The sequence below is a fragment of the Sphingomonas sp. LC-1 genome (assembly GCF_025371035.1).
GTDB classification, from domain to species: Bacteria; Pseudomonadota; Alphaproteobacteria; order Sphingomonadales; family Sphingomonadaceae; genus Sphingomonas; species Sphingomonas sanguinis_E.
Window position 1 is genome coordinate 1 of record NZ_JANZXB010000001.1, and the last position, 20,066, is coordinate 20,066.

Below are 20,066 nucleotides of genomic sequence, written 5' to 3' on the forward strand. Positions count from 1 at the left end.
CGCCGATCGTTATCCGGGATCGCGGCTGCTCTACATTTATGTGAAAAAGGCGCATCTGGACGCCATTCCCGGCCTCAGGCGCTTTCTGGCGCTCTATGCGCAGAATTGGGGTGCAGGCGGGCCGCTGACCCGGCGCGGGCTGATTGCATCACCCGCTCCCGTCCAGGCCCGTGCGCAAGCGATCATTGCGAACGAAATTGCGCTCGACCCGGCCGGGCTGCCGTCGTGAACGGCATCATTCTCCTGATCCTGATTCTGGGGCTGGGCATCATCGCCTGGGCCTCGACACGGATGCGCGCGCTCGGCTTTCGGCGACGGTCGAGCGTGCGGGTCAGTTCGCTGCCCCATCATCATGGCTGGTATGTCGCATTGTGGACGGCGGTGCCGCCGCTGATCTTTCTCATCATCTGGTCCGCCACCTCGCCCGCGCTCGTGACCGACGCCGATCGTTATCCGGGATCGCGGCTGCTCTACATTTATGTGAAAAAGGCGCATCTGGACGCCATTCCCGGCCTCAGGCGCTTTCTGGCGCTCTATGCGCAGAATTGGGGTGCAGGCGGGCCGCTGACCCGGCGCGGGCTGATTGCATCACCCGCTCCCGTCCAGGCCCGTGCGCAAGCGATCATTGCGAACGAAATTGCGCTCGACCCGGCCGGGCTGCCGTCGTGAACGGCATCATTCTCCTGATCCTGATTCTGGGGCTGGGCATCATCGCCTGGGCCTCGACACGGATGCGCGCGCTCGGCTTTCGGCGACGGTCGAGCGTGCGGGTCAGTTCGCTGCCCCATCATCATGGCTGGTATGTCGCATTGTGGACGGCGGTGCCGCCGCTGATCTTTCTCATCATCTGGTCCGCCACCTCGCCCGCGCTCGTGACCGACATGGTCCTGCGCGTACCCGCCGCCGCGCAACTACCCCCGCCCGGTTTCGAGCGGGCGGCGATCCTGTCCGAAGCGCGAGCGCTGGCGGCCGGGCGCGCGCAGGGCGCGTTCCATGCTCTGTCCCGCACGCTGGCCCCGGCCTACGATCGAGCGCAGACCCGGTTCGACTGGATCGCGACCGCCATCGTCCTGCTCCTCGCGCTGGCGGGAGGCGCCTATGCCTATCTGCGTGTGAAGCCCAACTTCTCCGCGCGAACCCGGATCGAGCGGGTGGTGCTGGGATTGCTGCTTGCGGCATCATTGATCGCGATCCTGACCACCGCCGGCATCGTGGCGTCCCTACTATACGAGGCGGGGCGCTTTTTTTCGGTGGTGCCCGTCACCGACTTCCTGTTCGGAACGCATTGGAGCCCGCAGGTCATCGACCCGCGCGATCCGGGCGCGTCGCTGGGCGCGGTGCCGCTATTCTGGGGCACCTTCTTCATCGGCGCGGTGATCGCCATGGCGGTCGCCATTCCCTTCGGCCTGATGAGCGCCATCTACCTGACGCAATATGCCCAGCCGCGCGCGCGCCGGATCATGAAGCCGGTGCTGGAGGTGCTCGCGGGTATTCCGACCGTGGTCTATGGCTATTTCGCCGCGCTGACCGTCGCGCCAGCCGTCCGCCAGTTCGCGGTTGCCATTGGCATCGACTGGGCATCCTCCGAAAGTGCACTGGCGGCGGGGCTCGTCATGGGTGTGATGATCATCCCCTTTGTCTCCTCCATGGCTGATGACAGCTTGGCCGCGGTGCCCAGCGCGATGCGCGACGGCAGTCTGGCGATGGGCGCGACGCCGTCCGAGACGATCACCCGCGTCATGCTGCCTGCCGCATTACCCGGCGTCGTGGGCGGCGTATTGCTGGCCGTCAGCCGCGCGATCGGCGAGACGATGATCGTCGTCATGGCGGCGAGCGGCGTCGCGACCCTGACCGCCAATCCCTTTGCGAGCACGACGACGGTGACGCGCCAGATCGTCGATCTGCTGACCGGAGAAGCCGAGTTCGACAGCCCCAAGACGCTGGCGGCCTTCGCGCTGGGCCTGACGCTGTTCGTCATCACGCTGTTGCTCAACATCGTCGCGCTGAGCGTGGTGAAGCGCTATCGGGAATCCTATGAATAGGCCGTCCTCCCCCAAAGGTTGGGACAGCCCGGCGATGGAGCGCCGGTTGCGCCGTCGTCATGCCGCAGAGCGTCGCTTTCGTCGGATCGGCGCGGCCGCCGTCGCGCTGTCGGCTGCTTTTCTGGCCTTTCTGTTGGTCACGATGATCGCACAGGGTTACCGCGGTTTCACCGAGACGCGGGTGACCGTGCCGATCGACCTGGCGAAAGCCCGACTGCCGATCGAGCCCGCCCGGCTGAAGGGGCGCGGGGCGGATCTGGCGCTGGCGGGCGCAGGGCTGGAGGATGCGGTCGACCGGGCGGCGACGAGCGCCTTCGGGCCGGACGGGGTCGACCTGTTGTCGCCGGGCGCGTGGATCGTAGTGCGCGATGCCGTCAAGGCCGATCCCTCGCTGCTTCATCGCACGACCAGCTTCGCCCTGCCCGTCGCAAGCCCCTATGACGTCGCCGCCAAGGGCGAAGGCACGCCGGAGGCCGAGCGCGTCATAGTGCGGTTGCAGGCGCGCGGATCGGTGTCGAGCGGCTGGAATAGCGGCTTTCTGCGCAATGCCGACGCCACCGATCCGACCCGGGTGGGCATTTGGGGCGCGGCCAAGGGCTCGCTGCTGACCATGCTGGTCACGCTGGCGCTCGCCTTTCCCATCGGCGTGCTCGCGGCGCTCTATCTCGAGGAATATGCGCCCAAGAATCGGTGGACCGACATGATCGAGGTGTCGATCAACAATCTGGCGGCGGTCCCCTCGATCATCTTCGGCTTGCTGGGGCTGGCGGTGTTCCTCGGCAGCTTCGGCCTGCCGCGCTCGGCGCCTTTGGTCGGCGGGCTGACGCTGGCGCTGATGACCATGCCGGTGATCGTCATCGCGGGGCGCAACGCGATCAAGGGCGTGCCGCCGTCGATCCGCGACGCCGCGCTGGCGGTCGGCGCGTCGCGGGTGCAGGTGATCTTTCACCATGTCCTTCCCCTCGCCCTGCCCGGCATCCTGACGGGCACGATCATCGGCATGGCACGCGCATTGGGAGAGACCGCTCCGCTGCTGATGATCGGGATGCGCGCCTTCATCGCCGCCCCGCCGCAGGGGCTGGCCGACCCCGCGACCGTCTTGCCGGTCCAGATCTTCCTCTGGTCGGATCAGGTCGATCGCGGCTTCATCGAAAAGACCTCTGCCGCGATCATCGTTCTTCTCATTTTCCTGCTCGCGATGAACGGGCTGGCCATCTATCTTCGCAATCGGTTCGAGACACGCTGGTGACCACCCCCAAGATTAGCGCGCGCAACGTCAGCGTCTCCTATGGCGCCAAGCAGGCGATCCACGGCATCTCGATCGATGTCGATATGGATCACGTCATCGCCTTTATCGGCCCCTCGGGCTGCGGCAAGTCGACCTTCCTGCGCACGCTGAACCGGATGAACGACACCATCGCATCGGCGCGGGTGACGGGCGACGTCCTGCTCGACGGCCAGGACATCTACGCGCCCGAGATGGACGTGGTGCAGTTGCGCGCCCGTGTCGGCATGGTGTTCCAGAAGCCCAATCCTTTCCCGAAGTCGATCTTCGAGAATGTCGCTTATGGTCCGCGAATCCACGGCTTGGCCTCATCCCGGGCCGAGCTGGACATGATCGTCGAGCGTTCGCTGACCCGTGCCGGCCTGTGGAACGAGGTCAAGGACCGGCTGTGGGAAAGCGGCACCGCCTTGTCGGGCGGCCAGCAGCAGCGGCTTTGCATCGCGCGCGCCATCGCGGTCGACCCGGAAGTCATCCTGATGGACGAGCCGTGCAGCGCGCTGGACCCCATTGCGACCGCGCGGATCGAGGAACTGATCCACGATCTTCGTGGCCGCTACGCCATCGCGATCGTCACCCATAACATGCAACAGGCCGCCCGCGTCTCCCAGCGGACAGCCTTTTTCCACCTCGGCACCTTGGTCGAGTACGGAAAGACGTCCGACATCTTCACGAACCCGAAGGAAGAGCGGACGAAGGACTATATTACCGGCCGTTACGGCTGAGGACGAGGATCATGGACCACACCGTAAAGGCATTCGACAACGATATCGGCCGCTTGCGCGGGCTGATCAGCCAGATGGGCGGATTGGCCGAGGAAGCGATCGCCAATGCGATCCGCGCGCTGCAACGCTCCGACCTGGAACTGGCGCGCAAGGTTCGCGAGGACGACAAGGCGATCGACCTGATCGAGGCGGAGGTCGAGCGGCTGGCGGTGCGCACCATCGCGCTGCGGGCGCCGATGGCCAACGACCTGCGCGAGGTCGTCGCCGCACTGAAGATCGCCAGCGTCGTCGAGCGGATCGGCGACTATGCCAAGAACATCGCCAAGCGCGTGCCGATGATCGAGAGCGAGGACCGGATCGAGCCCGTCTCGATCCTGCCCGCCATGGCGCGGATCGCCTCGGCGATGGTGCATGACGTGCTCGACGCCTTCGCCGCGCGCGATGCCGAGGCGGCGGTCCGGGTCCGCGACAGCGACAGCGCACTCGACGATTTCTACGATTCCATCTTCCGCACGCTCGTCACCCATATGGTCGAGAATCCCAAGACGATCGGCCAGGTCGCGCACCTGCTGTTCATCGCCAAGAATCTCGAACGGATCGGTGACCATGCGACCAACGTCGCGGAAATGGTCTATTTTGCCGCCACCGGCACCCAGATGGGTGAGCGGGACCGCGGCGGCACTTGGCCTTCTTGAGGGAACAGGCACGATGGCACGGGTAAAGATGTTGCTGGTCGAGGACGACGCCGCGCTCGCGGAGCTGCTCGTCTTCCATTTCAAGCGCGAGGATTTCGAGGTTGCCCACACGCCCGACGGCGAGGAGGCGTTGCTGCTGGCGCGCGAAAGCACGCCCGACATCGTCCTGCTCGACTGGATGGTCGAGGGGATTTCGGGGATCGAGGTGTGCCGCCGCCTGCGTCGCTCGCCGGAAACCGCGAACGTGCCGATCATCATGCTGACCGCGCGCGGCGAGGAAGAGGACCGGGTGCGTGGGCTGGAGACGGGCGCGGACGATTATGTCACCAAGCCCTTCTCCCCGCGCGAACTGGTCGCCCGCGTCGGCGCGGTGCTGCGCCGGGTGCGCCCGGCCCTGGCGGGCGAGGCGCTGACCTATGCCGATATCGAGATGGACACGGTCGGCCACAAGGTGCGCCGCGCGGGCGAGGTCGTCTCGCTCGGGCCCACCGAATTCCGGCTGCTCAAGCATTTCCTGGAGCATCCGGGCTGGGTCTTCTCGCGCGAACGGTTGCTCGACGCCGTTTGGGGGCATGACTCCGACATCGAGAGCCGGACCGTCGACGTGCATATCCGCCGCCTGCGCAAGGCGATCAATATCGGCGATCGTCCCGACATCATCCGCACGGTCCGCTCGGCAGGTTACTCGCTCGACGCGGGCGGCTGAAAAAAGTGTCAGGATCGGGTCGCAAGCGAAACGAGGGAGCCAAGTGGGGTATGAGGCGTTCTGCCCCACGCGCTAACGCACTTGCGCTTCCGAACAGGAGATACGCATGAAGCTCGTTTTTCTGGCCGCCACCGCGCTGATGGCCATGCCCGCCGTGGCTCAGACCACGCCCCAGACCGACACCACCACGCAGGCCGGGGTGCAGGCCGGAGCCTCGACCGACACCTCGGGTTCGATGCAGGCGAACGCCGCCGCGTCCGCCGCGACGATGACCGCCGGTGGCTATCAACCCGCGCAGCCGCCCATGGCCTCGCCGCCGGCCCCGGGTGCGCCGGTCGTGTTCCAGCAGGCGCCGAGCCCGTCGCAGGCCTATCCGGCCCCGGCTCCGCTCAAAAGCTATCCGATCTGTAAAAAGGGTCAGTTTGACCAATGTCGCCAGCGCGGCGGCAAGTAACCGCCCCGCACTGTCGCGACAAAGCAACGCCGGTCCCTCGCGGGGCCGGCGTTTTCTATTCCTCGACCAGTTTCATCAGTCGCCGCTCGACCGGGGCCAAGACCGGCCCGAGTTCGTGCCCGCGCTTTAGCACCGCCCCGCCCTCGCCGATCAAGGCCCACATGCCCTGGCGATTGCGAAGCGCCGGCCGCTTCTCGATCCGATATTCGGGACGCTCGGCGGTTCGGCGAAATGCGGAAAATATGGCGGCGTCGCGGCCCAGGTCCATGGCGTAATCGCGCCAGTGTCCGGCGGCCACCATCCGGCCGTACAGGTCCAATATGCGGTTCAGTTCGCCGCGGTCGAACCCGACCTGACCGGGCGACTTGGGGAAGGGAACAACTCCCATCAGGCGCGGTCGCGCTCCTCTTCCCGCTCGGCCAGTACCGCATCTAGCCGCCGCCGCATGGTATCCAGTTCGCAGCGCAGCATCTCGATCTTCTGCGTCTGCGGGTCGAACATCTCGGAGCATGGCGTGCCATAGGGGACGAAGCGCCGCTCCGGCGCAACCCCGCCCTCGACGACGGTCGGACGCGCGGGGATGCCGACCATCACCGCGCCTTCGGGCACATCGCGAGTGACGACCGCATTGGCCCCGACACGCGCTCGCGGTCCGACGGTGATCGGGCCCAAGACCTGCGCGCCGGAGCCGACAATGGCTCCGTCCATCAATGTCGGGTGACGCTTGCCCGCCACGCCATTGTCGGGGCTGGTCCCGCCCAGCGTGACACATTGATAGATGGTGACGTCGTCACCGATCTCCGCCGTTTCCCCGATCACGACGAAGCCATGGTCGATGAAGAAATTGCGACCGATCTTGGCACCGGGGTGGATGTCGATCGCGGTCAGGAAGCGGGTGAAGTGGTTGACCAGCCGCGCGAGAAAGAAGGCGCGGGCGCGGTACAGCCGATGCGCGACCCGGTGACCCGCCAAGGCCCATACGCCCGGATAAAGCAGGATTTCCGCACGCGAATGCGGTGCAGGGTCCCGGGCCCGGATCGAATCGAGATAGGCGGCCAAACGGCTCGGCATGAGCATGTCCCCAGATGCGATAGGTGCATTTAAGCACAGCGTTCCCTGAAATCCAGATAGCCGGTCGAGACATGGCTTCGCGACAAACTCTATCTTTGTTGCAGCGTTGGTTTCGACACGGCATGGCCTCCCGGCCGCAAACCCCCTAGGAGACATGATGGACCCGACCAGTAGCGAACTGATCCACATCCTGCCGTTCGTGGCTGTCGGCTTTGCCGCGCAGGTGGTCGACGGTGCATTGGGCATGGCGTTCGGCGTGATCTCCAACACGCTGCTCATCAGCCTGGGCGTGCCGCCCGCCGCCGCCTCGGCCGGAGTCCACAGTGTCGAGACCTTTACCACCGCTGTGTCGGGGATCAGCCATGCGGTCCAGCGCAACGTCAACTGGCGGCTGTTTCTGCGCCTGATGATCCCGGGCGTGATCGGCGGGGCGCTGGGTGCCTATGTCCTGTCCAATGTCGACGCGGCGGTCGTAAAGCCCTTCATCCTCGCCTATCTGACCGGCATTGGCCTTTATCTGCTGATCCGCGCCTGGCGGCACAAGACGCATGTCCGAGAGCCCAAGGTGGTCGAGCCGCTGGGCTTTCTCGGCGGTTTTCTCGATGCGGCGGGCGGTGGCGGCTGGGGGCCGGTGGTGACCTCCAACCTGCTGGCGCAGGGCGCCGCGCCCCGAACGACGATCGGGACGGTCAACACCGCCGAATTCTTTCTGACGACCACGATTTCGGCGACGTTCATCAGCCAGTTGGGATGGGGAGCCTTCACCATGGCGACGGTCGGGCTGCTGATCGGGGGCATTTTCGCCGCGCCGTTCGGGGCGATGCTGGCCAAGCGCGTCCCGCCGCGTGTGCTGCTGGCGTTGGTCGGGATCATCCTGACGCTGACCAGCTTTTGGGGATTGTATCAGGCGGTCAGCGGCTGAACCGTTCATCCTGTCTCGCCGCAGACAGGACGAAGGGGCGGACCGATCGCGGAGCCGCCCCTCCAACCACCGCTTTGCGGAATCCGCGCCCCCCAAGCACCGCTTGGGGAGGATCGGGTTCAGGCGATGGCCGAATGGACTGTCGCCACGGCCTGCATCACCGCCGCAATGCGCACCGCGGTCTGGATGATCTCCGCCGAGGCGCCCGCCTTCTTAAGCACCGCCTCATGCGCGTCGATGCACATGCCGCAGCCATTGATCGCCGACACGGCCAGGCTGAACAGTTCGAAGTCGATCTTGTCGATGCCCGGTGCGCCGATCACGTTCATGCGCAGCTTGGCGGGCATGTTGCGATATTCCTGGTTTCCGGCCAGGTGGGTGAAGCGATAATAGACGTTGTTCATCGCCATCACGGCCGCCGCCGCCCGCGCGGCGTTCGCCGCCTCGGGCGACAGCTTCGGCGCGCATTCGGCTTCGGCGGCCTCGACCAGCGGCTTGTGACCCGTGCCGTGCGCACAGGCGAGCAGCAGGCCGTATTTGCGCTGATCGTTGAGCACCGGCTCATTCAGCAGCGAGCCGACATTCAGGCGAATGTCCTTGGCGAAATCGGGCAACTGCCCGGCGAATTCCTTGAGAGACATGGGATTGCTCCAGATACACGACGCCCCAGTCCGGGCCGCCGATCGCAATGGATCGGCAACCCTCGCCGGGGCGTCGGAGATAAGGGCCGGACGGCGATCGCGCCCCCGGCCCTGGTGATTACTCGGCGGCCAGCTGGAGGACGTCGTCGCCCTTGTTCCAGTTGCACGGGCAGAGTTCGTCGGTCTGCAGCGCGTCGAGGACACGCAGCGTCTCGGCCGGGTTGCGACCGACGTTCAGGCCGTTGATCGTCACGTGCTGGATGACATTGTCGGGGTCGATGATGAAGGTCGCGCGATAGGCGACATGCTCATTCTTGTCGACGATGCCCAGCGCGTCGGCCAGGACGCGGCCATTGTCCGCGATCCAGGGGAAATCGGCCGCGGCCAGATCCGGGTCCGACTTGCGCCATGCCAGGTGGACGTGCGCGGTGTCGGTCGACGCGCCGATCAGCACGGCGTCGCGATCCTCGAAATCGCCCTTCAGCTCGGAATAGCCGACGATCTCGGTCGGGCAGACGAAGGTGAAGTCCTTCGGCCAGTAGAAGAGAACCTTCCACTTGCCCTCATACGAGGTGTCGCTGATCGTCTCGCCGGCGGGGAGCGCGTTGGTCCCCTGCTGGACGGGGACGGTGAATGCGGGGAGCTTGTCTCCAACGGTCAACATGGCAATATGCCTCCTTTTATTCCCAAAAGTTCGGCTTCAGCCATCCTCTCACGCGATCGGCGGTAACCCGCCTGTATTCGTTGCACCGACGGATATGGGGACTGGCGCGTTCGATCCAACAAGCTATTTGTCAAAACGCAATCGACTGAGACGATCAATGGCCGCGACCTACCTACCGACGCTAAAACAACTTCAATATCTCGTGGCCTTACAGGACCATGGGCATTTCGGCCGGGCGGCCGACGCTTGCTTCGTGACGCAATCCACTTTGTCGGCGGGCCTGCGCGAGTTGGAGACGCTGATCGGCGTGACGCTGGTCGAGCGGACCCGGCGCGTGGTGCGCTTCACGCCGCTGGGTGAACGCATCGCCGACAAGGCACGGCGCGTGCTGCGCGAGGCGGACGAACTGGGCGACATGGCGCGCGCCGCCGGGCGCCCCTTGTCGGGGGAGATGCGCATGTCGGTCATCCCGACCATCGCCCCCTTCATGCTGCCGCGTATCCTGCCCCGCCTGCGCCGCGACTATCCGGACCTCAAGCTGTTCCTGCGCGAAGAGCCGAGCGGCCCGGCCTGCGAGCGGCTGCATAATGGTCGCACCGATTGCGTCCTGCTCGCCCTGCCCTTCGCCTGTGGCGAGGTAACCGCCGAGCCTTTGTTCGACGACCGGCTATTCGTCGCCTTCCCCACCGAGGACGATCTCACGCCACCACCCGCCATCGCGGCGGCCGCGATCGATGAGAATCGCCTGCTGTTGCTGGAAGACGGCCATTGCCTGAAGGATCATGCGCTGGCCGCGTGCAACCGCCCCGAATTACGGGCGGAGGCGACGATGCTCGGCACCTCGCTCCACACGATCGTCCAGATGGTCGATAACGGCCTGGGCATGACGATGCTGCCCGAGATGGCGTTGAAATCCGGCATATTGGACAACACCCATATCACCGCGCGTCCGCTGGATGCCGAGAATGCGATGCGAAAGATCGCGCTCGTCTGGCGCCGCGCGAGCCCTCGCGAAAAGGATTTCCGCCTGCTTGCGCAGGTTCTGGCCGAGGCCGGCTAAACCCCGGTCGTCCATGGAGCGCCCAACCTGAGCTTTGCGTTCCGCCCCCATTCCACCGTTCGAGGAGATATTCCATGACCCTGACCGCACGACGCCTGCTGGCCGCACTGCCGCTCGTCGCCCTGATCGGGTTGGGTGCCTGCGGGCGCGGCGGGGACCAGCGGGAGGCGCCGGCGACGCCATCGACCGCCGCGGCACCCGCTCCCGCCGAGCCGCCGGTCACCCCGGACCAGGCCATGGCCCCCACCCGGACGATCCTGGACAATGCCGCCGCGACGCCGTCGCTTTCCTCGCTGGTCGCGGCGGTGCGCGCGTCGGGGCTGGCCACTACCTTGGCGGGTCCCGGCCCCTATACGCTGTTCGCCCCCTCGAACGAGGCGTTCGGACGGCTGGCGCCCGGCGTGCTGGAGCAATTGCTGCAACCCGCCAACCGCGACTCGCTCGTGCGGTTGCTGCGCTTTCACATGGTGCCGGGAACGCTCGGTGTCGCCGAGTTGCAACGGCGGATGGCGGCGGGCGGCGGCACCGCGCGGATCATGACCGTGCAGGGTGAACCGCTGACCGTCACCATGACGCAGTCGGTGATCACCCTGACCGATGGGGGCGGCAACAAAAGCTATATCGAGGCGGGCGACCTCGCCCAGGCCAATGGCGTCATCCACATCGTGAACGGCGTCTTGGTGCCAAAACTGGATTAAGTGCGTTACTCCCGACAGACCAGCCGTTTCGCCTGCGCATCGGCCGGTCTGCCCTTCACCATGCGGCGCGACGCGAACCCGCTCCGCCGCCAGAAGAACGGGAGTTACTATTCCATGCTGAAGACCTTCGCGATTCTCGCCACCGCCACCGCTTTGACCGGCGCCGGGATGGCGATGGCGCAAACGACGCCGGCCCCGGCGCAGAGTGCGCCCGCCCAGACCATGACCGCACCGGCAACGCTTGCCGCCCCGGCGCAGGCGACACCGGCTGCCAGCGGCACGATCCTTCAGGTGCTTGCCGCGACACCGGACCGCAGCACGCTGGCGCGGCTGGTCACGACGGCGGGCCTCAACACCGATCTGGCGAGCCCCGGCCCCTTCACCGTCTTTGCTCCCAGCGACGAGGCGTTCAGCCGTATGCCCGCCGGTGCACTGGACACGCTAAGCCAGCCGGCGAACAAGCCGACGCTCGCCACGATCCTGAAATACCATGTCGTTTCGGGCAAGCTGACCGCCGATCAGTTGAAGGCTCAGATCACCGCCGGAAACGGCACCGCGACGCTGACCACGCTGGCGGGACAGCCGCTGACCGCACAGATCGGCCCTAACGGGAATATCATGCTGACCGACGTCAACGGTCAGAAGGCCTATGTCGACAAGGCCGACGTGAACGCCACCAATGGCGTCGTCCACCTGACCAACGGCATCAACGTGCCGAAGATCGGCTGACCTCTCGTCGATCGATAGAAGGAAGGCGGGGCTCTCCGGCTCCGCCTTTTCTATAACGCTTCGCCGTCCTGCCAGCGCTCGGATGCGGCATGATCGCTGTCACGCGCTTCGACCCATCGGGCTTGGTCGCCGCGTGTCTCCCGCTTCCAGAAGGGGGCATCGGTCTTGAGCCGGTCGATCAGATAGGCACAGCCATCGAGCGCGTCCCGGCGATGGGGCGCGGCGGTGACGACCAGGACGATCCGCTCGCCCGGTCGCATCGGACCGACGCGGTGAACGATGGCCGCGGCCTGCAACGACCAGCGCCGTGTCGCGGTCTGTGCGATCCGTTCGAGCGCAGCCTCGGTCGCGCCCGGATAATGCTCCAGTTCCAGCACGTCGACGCCATCGTCCGCGCGAACGAGGCCGCAGAAGCTGGCGACCGCGCCGACATGGCTTCCTTCGACCCGCGCCATTTCCTCGGCCAGATCGATCGGATCGGTCGAGACGCAAATCCGGATCATCCGCCGGTCACCGGCGGAAAGATCGCGACTTCGCGGGCACCATGAACCGAGGCGTCGAGACCGACGAACGTCTGGTCCACCGCCGCGCGCAGCCGTTCGGGTTCGGCCAGCGCCTCGGCATAGCCGCCGCCGCGCGCCGCCAGCCAGCGGATCAACTCGGCTACGCTCGTCACGCCATCGGGCAGGGTCAGCGCTTCCTCGGCCAGTCCGATCCGCTCCCGGACCCAGGCGAAATAGAGAATGGTCATCAGCTATCCATATGCTTGAGGCCGACGCGCAGATAATCCCAGCCGGTGATCAGCGTCAGCACCGCCGCGCCCCAGAGCGCCGCAAGCGAGGCGATGTGCACCCAGGCCCAGCCCGGCAGCGCGCCACCGAGGATCAGCCCGCCCAGCGCGATCAGTTGCAGCGTGGTCTTCCATTTGGCGAGCCGCGAAACCGGCACCGACACCTGCAACTGCGCCAGAAACTCGCGCAGGCCCGACACCGCGATTTCGCGCAACAGGATGATAAGCCCCGCCACCACGCTAAGCCCGCTGATGACCTGCACCGCGACGAGGACGAGGATGACCGAGGCGACCATGATCTTGTCCGCGATGGGATCTAGGAAGACGCCCAGTTTCGACACCGCCCCCTGCGCACGTGCGAGATAGCCATCGAAGTAATCGGTGATGCCCATCAGGCAGTATAGCGCGAAGGCCACGCCGTAACCCCATTCCCAATGGGGTTGCCACAGTAGCCCCGCGAGCAGGGGTACGGCCACAATTCGCGAGAGCGTCAACAGGTTGGGCAGCGTCAGCATGACGCCTTCTAACCGCTCGCCCGTCCATGACAAACCGCTTTAAGCGGTTGGCGATGCGGACGGGGGTGGCTATGTTGTCGTCATCCTATTGCCACGATCGGGCCATTTTTCGTTATGCTCAACGCCCTCGGGCTCCTCAAGCGGCGGCGGTTCCTGCCGTTGTTCACCACCCAGTTCCTCGGCGCGTTCAACGACAATCTGTTCAAGACGTCGATGGTGCTGTTCGCCACCTATGCGATCTTCAACGACGCCCATGCCGAAGCGAACTTCAACGCGCTGGCGACCGGCCTGTCGATCGTGCCCTTCGTCCTGCTGTCCGCGCTGTCGGGGCAATTGGCGGACAGTCATGACAAGGCGCGGATCATCCGCATCGTCAAGACGGCGGAGATCGGGATCATGATCGTCGGCGCGCTAGGCCTGATGGTCGCAAAGGCGGGCTATACCAATATCGGGCTGGGCATGATGCTGGGCACCGTCCTGGCGCTGGGCGTCCATTCTACCTTTTTCGGACCGATCAAATACGCGATCCTGCCACAGCATCTGGAGCCCGACGATATTCTGGGCGGGACCGGGCTGGTCGAGGCGGGGACGTATCTCGCCATCTTGCTGGGCACGGTCACGGCGGGATGGGTGCCGATCGAGGCCGCCGCCGCCGGTGTCCTGATCGTCGCGGGTCTGGGTTGGTTCACCGCGCGTCAGGTTCCCCCCGCCCCGCGCGAGGGGCCGCCGCTGAAGCTGAACTTCAATCCCTTCACCGCCTCCTGGCGATTGATCGCCGCCACGCTGCATATCCGGCGGTTGTTCCTGGCGATCGTCGCGATCAGTTTCTTCTGGACGATCGGATCGGTGCTGATCATCGTCTTCCCGCCTCTCGTGAAGAACGTGCTGACCGCCGACAAGGAGGTCGCCAGCCTTGCCATCGCGATCTTCTCGATCGGCGTCGCGATCGGATCGGTGGTCATCAATACCATGTTGAAGGGTGAGATTTCGGCGCGCTATTCGCCCGTCTCGGTCATCTCGATGGGCGCATTCGTGGTCCTGTTCTCGATCCTGTGCCGCAACTGGGCCCCTGCCCCCGATGGCGGCCTGTATAGCTGGCAGGCCTTTCTCGCCGAACCGCGCGCGATCGGCATTTTAGCGACGCTGCTCGCCATCGCGACGACCGGCGGGATGTTCGTGGTGCCGCTCTATGCCTTCCTAACGACCACGGTCGGCAAGGATCAGACGGCACGGACGGTGGCGGCCAACAACATCGTCAACTGCTTCGCCATGACGATAGGATCGGCGGCGGTCCTGGCCATCAGTGCGGCGGGTGTGACGCCGGAGGACATGCTGTTCCTCGTCGCCGCCATGTGCCTGGTCTCCGCCTGGCTGGCGCTCAGGTTGCACCGGGCCTGCGACGACGGATGCGTCGACCCGGCCTGATCAGAGCAGGAAGCTGTAGATACAGATGAAGAAGGCGGTGAAGCTGAGGACGAACAGGCGAAGATCCTGATCGTCCCGACGCCGCTTCGGCATGATGGCGGGGGGCGGAAGCGAACGCCGAAAGGGGTGACGGGCGGCTTCGTTGGTGAGGATGAGGCGGCGTCTCATGATGAGAATGTTAACGCCGCGTTCACCATTTCGGCATCCATCGATATTGCCGCTGGAACCGCCTCGCTGCCCCGTTCCGAGACAGCGAGGACAGTTGGTCAGTGCTGGTGCGCCGACGCGGCACCGATTCCGGTTTCGGACCGGATGCGCTGGGCTGGATAACCCGCCTTGTCGATCGCGGCGCGCCCGGTGCGATCTGTGATCGACACGATCCATATCGTCAGGAAGGCCAGCGGCATCGAGAAGATGGTCGGCGATCCATAAGGGAAGATCGGCACGTCATAGCCCAGTACCTTCACCCAGATGGCGGGCGACAGGATCGTCAGGACCAGAGCGGTCAGCAGACCGACCAGTCCCCCCGCGACCACGCCCCGCGTCGTGCATCCCGACCAGAGCAGCGATAGCAGCAGCACCGGAAAATTGGCCGACGCCGCCAGTGCGAAGGCAAGGCTGACCATGAAGGCGACATTCTGCTTCTCGAAGACGATGCCCAGCAGGATCGCCACCACCGCCAGTACCAGCACGGTGATCCGGGAAACGCGCAATTCGGACGCCGAGTCCGCCTGCCCCCGCTTGATGACCGTCGCATAAAGGTCATGGCTGACCGCCGACGCGCCCGACAGGGTCAGGCCCGCCACGACGGCCAGGATGGTCGCGAAGGCCACCGCCGAGATGAAGCCCAGGAACAGATTGCCGCCGACCGCCTGCGCCAGATGGATCGCGGCCATGTTGCTGCCCCCACGCAACGCCCCATCGGCGTCGAGAAAGCCCGGATCGGTGGCAACCAGAACGATCGCGCCGAAACCGATGACGAAGGTCAGGATATAGAAATAGCCGATCCAGCCCGTCGCCCACAGCACCGAACTGCGTGCTGCCTTCGCATTGGGCACGGTGAAAAAACGCATCAGGATATGCGGCAATCCCGCCGTCCCGAACATCAACGCCGCCCCGATCGAAATGGCCGAGATGGGGTCCTTGATAAATCCGCCGGGGCCCATGATCGCGCTGCCCTTGGCGGCGGCCTCCTCCGGCCCCGCGCCGGCCAGCGCGGCGAGGGCGGTCTTGACGTCGACCGCGCGCGCGAACAGCGCCTCCGGACTAAAATGGAAACGGGCGAGCACGGCGATCGCCATGAAGCTGGCCGCGCCGAGCAGCATCATCGCCTTGACGATCTGCACCCAGGTCGTGGCCGTCATGCCCCCGAACAGCACGTACAGCGTCATCAGCACGCCGACGATCACCACCGCATAGCCATAGGGCAGGCCGAAGAGCAGCCGGATCAACTGCCCCGCCCCTACCATCTGCGCGATCAGATAGAAGAGGACGACGAGCAGGGTCGAGCACGCCGCGACCATCCGAACCGGCGTCTGGGCAAAGCGGAATGAGGCGACATCGGCAAAGGTGAAACGCCCCAGATTGCGCAGCCGCTCCGCCATCAGGAACAACAGGATCGGCCAACCGACCAGAAAACCGATCGAATAGATCAGCCCGTCATAGCCGTCGGCATAGATCTGTGCCGAGATACCCAGGAACGACGCCGCCGACATGAAGTCGCCCGCGATCGCCAATCCGTTCTGGAAGCCCGTAATCCCACCGCCCGCGGTGTAGAAGTCGGACGCCGTCCGCGTGCGCCGCGCCGCCCATCGGGTGATTGCCAGGGTCAGCGCAACAAAGGCCGCGAACATGCCGATCGCGGTCCAGTTGGTCGCCTGCTGCACAGCCGGGCCGATCGCATGGGCGTTCGCCCCCGAGACGGGAAGCATGGCCATGGGCAGGGCGAGCGCCAGAATAGCGCGCCTCATGCCTGTTCCTCCGAGCGCAATTGGTCGATGACGGGATCGAAGTCCCGGTTGGCGCGCCAGACGTACAAACCGGTCAGAAAAATGGCGAGCGCGATGACGCCCAGTCCGATCGGAATACCCCAGCTTGTCGCGCCACCGCTGATCGACCGGGCGAGCAGCGCCTTGTCGAAGGCGATGGTCAGGATGAACCCAAAATAGGCGATCAGCATGATCACCGTTAAGATGACGGTAAATCGTCCTCGCCTGCGCACCAGCGCCAAATAGCGCGGATCGCGAGCCAGCCGGGCGGCGGCATCCTCCATGGCATTCTCCTAAACCCCGTCGCGCCGGTTGTCGGCGTCGTCCGGGCCATGCTCCCCCGCCCCCGGCGCGGCGTCAAGCGCGATTGGGGCGATAGGCGTTCAGGTCGATGCCGTGGCGGGCCACCTTGTCGTAAAAGGTCTTGCGCGGAATGCCCAGAATGGCGAGCGCGGCGCGGACGTCACCCGCCACCTCCTCCAGAACGCTGCGGATCGTCGCGCCTTCGAACTGTTCGACCCGCTCGGGCAATGGCAGGGGGTCACCCGTCTCCGCCACCTCGCCGCTCAGGCCCAGGGCGACGCGATTGGCATAGTTGCGCACCTCGCGGACATTGCCCGGCCAGTCATGCGACAACAATCTGGCCTGGATACCGCCATCGATCATCGGCACCGGCCGCCCGAACCGCTCGGCCGCTTCGCGCAGGAAATGGGCAAAGAGCAGCGGCACATCCGCGCGTCGCTCGCGCAAGGGCGGGACGCGCAGACGCACGGCGTCGAGCCGGTACAGGAGGTCGGCGCGGAACCGCCCCTCCTCCACCGCGCGCGCCAGATCGGACTTGGCCGCCGCGACGATGCGCAGATCGAGCATTTGCGGGTCCTCTGCACCGATCGCCCGCACCTCGCGCTCCTCGACGACGCGCAGCATCCGCCCCTGAAGGGCCGGGGCCATGCTGTCGACCTCATCCAGGAACAGGGTGCCGCGATGCGACGCGGCGATCCGGCCCGGCGTGCGGCCATGCGCCTGTCCGAACAGCTCGTCCTCGGCGATCGCCTCGGGCAAGGCGGCGCAATCGACCGCGACGAAGGGCCGCGTCCGCCGCGCGCTCCAGCGGTGGAGCAACAGCGCGACCAGTTCCTTGCCGGTCCCCGTCTCCCCCTCGACCAGCACATCAACATCCGCCTGCGCCACCTGTCGCACCGTATCGCGCAGCCGCATCATCACCGGCGTTTCGCCGATCAGCGGATAGGCCCCCTGTGCCTCTTCCGCCGCCAGGCGCAGCCGGCGATTGTCGAGGATCAGCCGCCGCATTTCCAGCGCCCGCTCGGCACTGGCGATCAGATGGTCGGCGGCAAAGGGCTTGGCGACGAAATCGAAGACCCCCTGCTTCAACGCGGCGACCGCCATCGGTACGTCGCCATGGCCGGTCATCAGGATGACCGGAATCTCCGCGTCGATCGCTGCGATCCGCTTGGCGAGTTCGATCCCGTCGATCCCCGGCATCCGGATGTCCGAGACGACCATGCCGGGAAATTCGGGCGAGATCGTAGCCAGTGCCGCCAGCGGATCGCCATGTGCCTCGACATCGATGCCGGCGAGTTCGAACGACTGCGCCAGCGCCTGACGAAGCACGGTATCGTCATCGACCAGGAGGACGCGCTGCCCCTCGCTCATGCCCGGCGCATCCCGATCCGGAAGCCTGCGCCGCCCAGCGAAGACGCTGTGGTTTCCAACATGCCCCCAAACTCCGTCATGATGTCCCTCGCAATCCCCAGCCCGAGCCCCAGCCCATCGGGCTTGCCGGTCACGAAGGGGGTGAAGATGTCCGATGCGATCGCGGGGTCCAGCCCCGGCCCATTGTCCTCGACCGTCAGTTCGACCCGGTCCGCATGTTCGGTGACGGTCAGGCGGACCCGCGGGTCCGGCCGCCCCGCCACCGCATCCAGCGCGTTCTGCAAGAGATTGACCAGCACCTGCTCCAACCGTACCCGCCCCGCCAGCACGATGGGCAGCGCGCCGCCCATGGGTCGCTCCAGCGCGACGCCCGCGCTACGGAAGCGGTCGCCGATCAACAGCATCGTGCCGTCCAGCACCTCGTCCAGCGACACCTGCCCCAGCCCCTGCGTGCCCCGCCTCGCAAAACGTCGCATTTCCTGAACGATCGAGCCGATCCGCTCGGTCAGCGAGACGATGGTGGTCAGGTTGCCGTCGGCCTTGTCCGGCTGGCTGCGCAACAGGAAGGTTCGCGCATTGTCGGCCAGCGTCCGGATCGCCGCGACAGGCTGGTTGATCTCGTGCGCGACGCCAGCGGTGATCGAACCCAGCGAGCCCAGCCGATTGGCCTGAGCCAGCTCCTCGCGCGCGGCGCGGAAGCGCTGGTCCGCGCGGATGCGCTCGGCGAATCCGACCGTCAGGCGGTCATTGGTGGCGCGCAATTCGGCGGTACGCCGGGCCACCTCGGCCTCGAGCGACTCTCGTGCCAGCGCCGCGCGCTCGGCCCGCGTGCGTCGCCAGATGGCGAGCAGCGTCAAGCCGATCAGTCCGACCGCGATCAGCGCCGTGGCGGACCGGACCCAGCTATCGGCCTCGCGAAGCGCTTGGGCGGAGGGCAGGATATGGACCAGCTGCCAACGCGGCAGCGGCGCCGCGATCGCGCCGACCACATAGCGGGTGCCGTCACGATCGACCGCGCGCTCGCCGGTGATACGGAATGGGCTGGGCCGAAGCCTGCGCTCCCCGAATTGCTGGCTTTCCGCGATCTCGCCTCGCGCGGTCGGAGTGAGCGGGCGCATAATGGTGAATTGCGCCTGGGGATCGGTCGCCACCACGACGACGCCGTGATCGTCCAGCAACAGGGTCTGCCCCGGATCGCTGGTCCAGGCCTGGACGATCCGCGCGAACTCGACCTTCACCACCACCACGCCGTCCGGCGCTTCGGCGGGCCCGATGCGCCGCGCAAGGAACAGGCCCGGCCTGTGGCTGGTGTTCCCCAGCGCGAAATATTCGGATGTCCCGGCACGCAAAGCCTGGCGGAAATAGGGGCGAAAACTATAGTCGCGGCCGACGAAACTCTCGCGTTCGCCCGCATTCGAGGCCGCGATGGTGCGCCCCTGGCGATCGATGGCGTAGATCACCGGCGCGCCGGTCCGCTCTGCCAGGCCTCTCAACTTTTCGTTCAGCCGCTCGACCGCCCTGCTCGACCCGTTGCGCAGAGCGGCGCCCACATCGGGATATTCGGCCAGCACGATGGGCAGGAGCCGAAAGCGTTGCAGCTCGCTGTTCAGCAGCCGCTCCTGTTGCCGGGCGATACGCGCCGCTTCGGAGCGAAGCCCCGTCATCGCCTGTCGATGGGCATAGACGCGCAGCGCCAGCGACGCCGCCAGGGCAAGCAGCAGCACTGCCAGCATCGGCATCGCATAGCGCCGCACATAGCGACGGGTCAGGGAAGGCGTGTCGGCCATATGTGCGGAATATCGCAACAGGCCATGCGACGCCATGCGGAATTTCGCGCGCAATCCATGGCTTTCAGATTCTTTATCGCCTATTATCAATGTCTTATGCATGCTCTAAGGAGATTTGGATTCCCGGGCGCTTGCCCGCACACTGTTGCCAACTCGGAGCGTGGCCCACCGCGCCCGGAGCCCATTTTTGCAGAGGAT

At 66.0% G+C, this 20,066-nt stretch carries 24 protein-coding genes and 1 pseudogene; 13 read left to right on the top strand and 12 right to left on the bottom strand.

The features are described 5' to 3' along the window. From NZL82_RS00005 to NZL82_RS00040, 8 genes and pseudogenes are all read left to right on the top strand, one after another. Positions 1 to 229 (top strand): annotated as a pseudogene (locus tag NZL82_RS00005) (phosphate ABC transporter substrate-binding protein); the annotation flags it as partial. Then, positions 226 to 669, top strand: a complete 444-nt coding sequence (locus NZL82_RS00010) for a phosphate ABC transporter permease family protein (protein WP_261267731.1) — start codon at positions 226 to 228, stop codon at positions 667 to 669. The pseudogene NZL82_RS00005 and the gene NZL82_RS00010, both read left to right, overlap by 4 nt. Continuing rightward, a complete protein-coding gene (gene pstC / locus NZL82_RS00015) occupies positions 666 to 2,042 on the top strand; it encodes a phosphate ABC transporter permease subunit PstC (RefSeq protein ID WP_261267732.1) in 1,377 nt (458 codons plus the stop codon). Before NZL82_RS00010 ends, pstC begins: the two co-directional genes overlap by 4 nt. Beyond that, on the top strand, positions 2,035 to 3,291 hold the full coding sequence (gene pstA / locus NZL82_RS00020; protein ID WP_261267733.1) for a phosphate ABC transporter permease PstA: 1,257 nt from the start codon (positions 2,035 to 2,037) through the stop codon (positions 3,289 to 3,291). Before pstC ends, pstA begins: the two co-directional genes overlap by 8 nt. Then, positions 3,285 to 4,049 carry a phosphate ABC transporter ATP-binding protein PstB gene (pstB, locus tag NZL82_RS00025; protein WP_261268221.1) on the top strand — a complete coding sequence of 255 codons (765 nt, stop codon included), beginning with the start codon at positions 3,285 to 3,287 and terminating at the stop codon, positions 4,047 to 4,049. Before pstA ends, pstB begins: the two co-directional genes overlap by 7 nt. Positions 4,050 to 4,060: 11 nt before the next feature. Beyond that, entirely contained in the window at positions 4,061 to 4,744 is a 684-nt protein-coding gene (gene phoU, locus NZL82_RS00030; protein WP_261267734.1) for a phosphate signaling complex protein PhoU, read from the top strand. A gap of 13 nt (positions 4,745 to 4,757) precedes the next feature. Beyond that, a complete protein-coding gene (phoB, locus tag NZL82_RS00035) occupies positions 4,758 to 5,450 on the top strand; it encodes a phosphate regulon transcriptional regulator PhoB (protein WP_261267735.1) in 693 nt (230 codons plus the stop codon). 106 nt (positions 5,451 to 5,556) lie between these two features. Further along, positions 5,557 to 5,904: a hypothetical protein gene (locus NZL82_RS00040; protein WP_261267736.1), complete on the top strand. Its 348-nt coding sequence runs from the start codon at positions 5,557 to 5,559 to the stop codon at positions 5,902 to 5,904. 55 nt (positions 5,905 to 5,959) lie between these two features. Here NZL82_RS00040 and NZL82_RS00045 read toward each other — a convergent pair whose 3' ends face one another. Further along, entirely contained in the window at positions 5,960 to 6,292 is a 333-nt protein-coding gene (locus NZL82_RS00045) for a DUF2794 domain-containing protein (protein WP_261267737.1), read from the bottom strand. Further along, on the bottom strand, positions 6,292 to 6,975 hold the full coding sequence (gene epsC / locus NZL82_RS00050; protein WP_261267738.1) for a serine O-acetyltransferase EpsC: 684 nt from the start codon (positions 6,973 to 6,975) through the stop codon (positions 6,292 to 6,294). Before epsC ends, NZL82_RS00045 begins: the two co-directional genes overlap by 1 nt. 157 nt (positions 6,976 to 7,132) lie before the next feature. Here epsC and NZL82_RS00055 point away from each other — a divergent pair, with 157 nt between their 5' ends. Further along, positions 7,133 to 7,897, top strand: coding sequence for a sulfite exporter TauE/SafE family protein (locus NZL82_RS00055; protein WP_261267739.1), 765 nt, complete (start codon positions 7,133 to 7,135; stop codon positions 7,895 to 7,897). Positions 7,898 to 8,016: 119 nt separating this feature from the next. Here the strand turns inward: NZL82_RS00055 and NZL82_RS00060 are convergent, their stop codons facing one another. After that, entirely contained in the window at positions 8,017 to 8,538 is a 522-nt protein-coding gene (locus NZL82_RS00060) for a carboxymuconolactone decarboxylase family protein (RefSeq protein WP_261267740.1), read from the bottom strand. 118 nt (positions 8,539 to 8,656) lie between these two features. Next, positions 8,657 to 9,202 (bottom strand): peroxiredoxin, encoded by a 546-nt coding sequence (locus NZL82_RS00065; protein WP_042488670.1) that lies wholly within the window; start codon positions 9,200 to 9,202, stop codon positions 8,657 to 8,659. Positions 9,203 to 9,359: 157 nt separating this feature from the next. Between NZL82_RS00065 and NZL82_RS00070 the strand changes: the two genes are divergently transcribed. The 3 genes from NZL82_RS00070 to NZL82_RS00080 all read left to right on the top strand — a co-directional run bounded on the left by NZL82_RS00070 (position 9,360) and on the right by NZL82_RS00080 (position 11,689). Continuing rightward, complete coding sequence (locus NZL82_RS00070; protein WP_261267741.1) at positions 9,360 to 10,262, top strand: hydrogen peroxide-inducible genes activator; 903 nt, start codon at positions 9,360 to 9,362, stop codon at positions 10,260 to 10,262. 74 nt (positions 10,263 to 10,336) lie between these two features. Next, positions 10,337 to 10,960 (top strand): fasciclin domain-containing protein, encoded by a 624-nt coding sequence (locus tag NZL82_RS00075; protein ID WP_261267742.1) that lies wholly within the window; start codon positions 10,337 to 10,339, stop codon positions 10,958 to 10,960. Next, complete coding sequence (locus tag NZL82_RS00080) at positions 10,961 to 11,689, top strand: fasciclin domain-containing protein (RefSeq protein ID WP_261267743.1); 729 nt, start codon at positions 10,961 to 10,963, stop codon at positions 11,687 to 11,689. It abuts the gene before it with no gap. A gap of 50 nt (positions 11,690 to 11,739) precedes the next feature. On the opposite strand, the gene NZL82_RS00085 is transcribed toward NZL82_RS00080, so the two are convergent. Genes NZL82_RS00085 through pgsA form a run of 3 tightly spaced genes read right to left on the bottom strand, consistent with a single transcriptional unit; the run spans position 11,740 to position 12,994 of the window. Further along, a complete protein-coding gene (locus NZL82_RS00085; protein WP_261267744.1) occupies positions 11,740 to 12,192 on the bottom strand; it encodes a molybdenum cofactor biosynthesis protein MoaE in 453 nt (150 codons plus the stop codon). Next, positions 12,189 to 12,440, bottom strand: coding sequence for a molybdopterin converting factor subunit 1 (moaD, locus tag NZL82_RS00090; RefSeq protein WP_261267745.1), 252 nt, complete (start codon positions 12,438 to 12,440; stop codon positions 12,189 to 12,191). Before moaD ends, NZL82_RS00085 begins: the two co-directional genes overlap by 4 nt. Beyond that, positions 12,440 to 12,994, bottom strand: a complete 555-nt coding sequence (pgsA, locus tag NZL82_RS00095) for a CDP-diacylglycerol--glycerol-3-phosphate 3-phosphatidyltransferase (protein WP_261267746.1) — start codon at positions 12,992 to 12,994, stop codon at positions 12,440 to 12,442. The genes moaD and pgsA overlap by 1 nt, the downstream gene beginning before the upstream one ends. Positions 12,995 to 13,108: 114 nt before the next feature. Between pgsA and NZL82_RS00100 the strand changes: the two genes are divergently transcribed. Then, on the top strand, positions 13,109 to 14,419 hold the full coding sequence (locus NZL82_RS00100) for an MFS transporter (protein ID WP_261267747.1): 1,311 nt from the start codon (positions 13,109 to 13,111) through the stop codon (positions 14,417 to 14,419). On the opposite strand, the gene NZL82_RS00105 is transcribed toward NZL82_RS00100, so the two are convergent. From NZL82_RS00105 to NZL82_RS00125, 5 genes are all read right to left on the bottom strand, one after another. Continuing rightward, complete coding sequence (locus NZL82_RS00105; RefSeq protein ID WP_261267748.1) at positions 14,420 to 14,587, bottom strand: hypothetical protein; 168 nt, start codon at positions 14,585 to 14,587, stop codon at positions 14,420 to 14,422. 98 nt (positions 14,588 to 14,685) lie between these two features. After that, complete coding sequence (locus NZL82_RS00110) at positions 14,686 to 16,389, bottom strand: cation acetate symporter (protein ID WP_261267749.1); 1,704 nt, start codon at positions 16,387 to 16,389, stop codon at positions 14,686 to 14,688. Continuing rightward, entirely contained in the window at positions 16,386 to 16,691 is a 306-nt protein-coding gene (locus NZL82_RS00115) for a DUF485 domain-containing protein (protein WP_261267750.1), read from the bottom strand. Before NZL82_RS00115 ends, NZL82_RS00110 begins: the two co-directional genes overlap by 4 nt. A gap of 73 nt (positions 16,692 to 16,764) precedes the next feature. Next, positions 16,765 to 18,081, bottom strand: a complete 1,317-nt coding sequence (locus NZL82_RS00120) for a sigma-54 dependent transcriptional regulator (protein WP_261267751.1) — start codon at positions 18,079 to 18,081, stop codon at positions 16,765 to 16,767. Then, positions 18,078 to 19,868: an ATP-binding protein gene (locus NZL82_RS00125; protein WP_261267752.1), complete on the bottom strand. Its 1,791-nt coding sequence runs from the start codon at positions 19,866 to 19,868 to the stop codon at positions 18,078 to 18,080. The genes NZL82_RS00120 and NZL82_RS00125 overlap by 4 nt, the downstream gene beginning before the upstream one ends. Positions 19,869 to 20,066 lie beyond the last annotated feature (198 nt).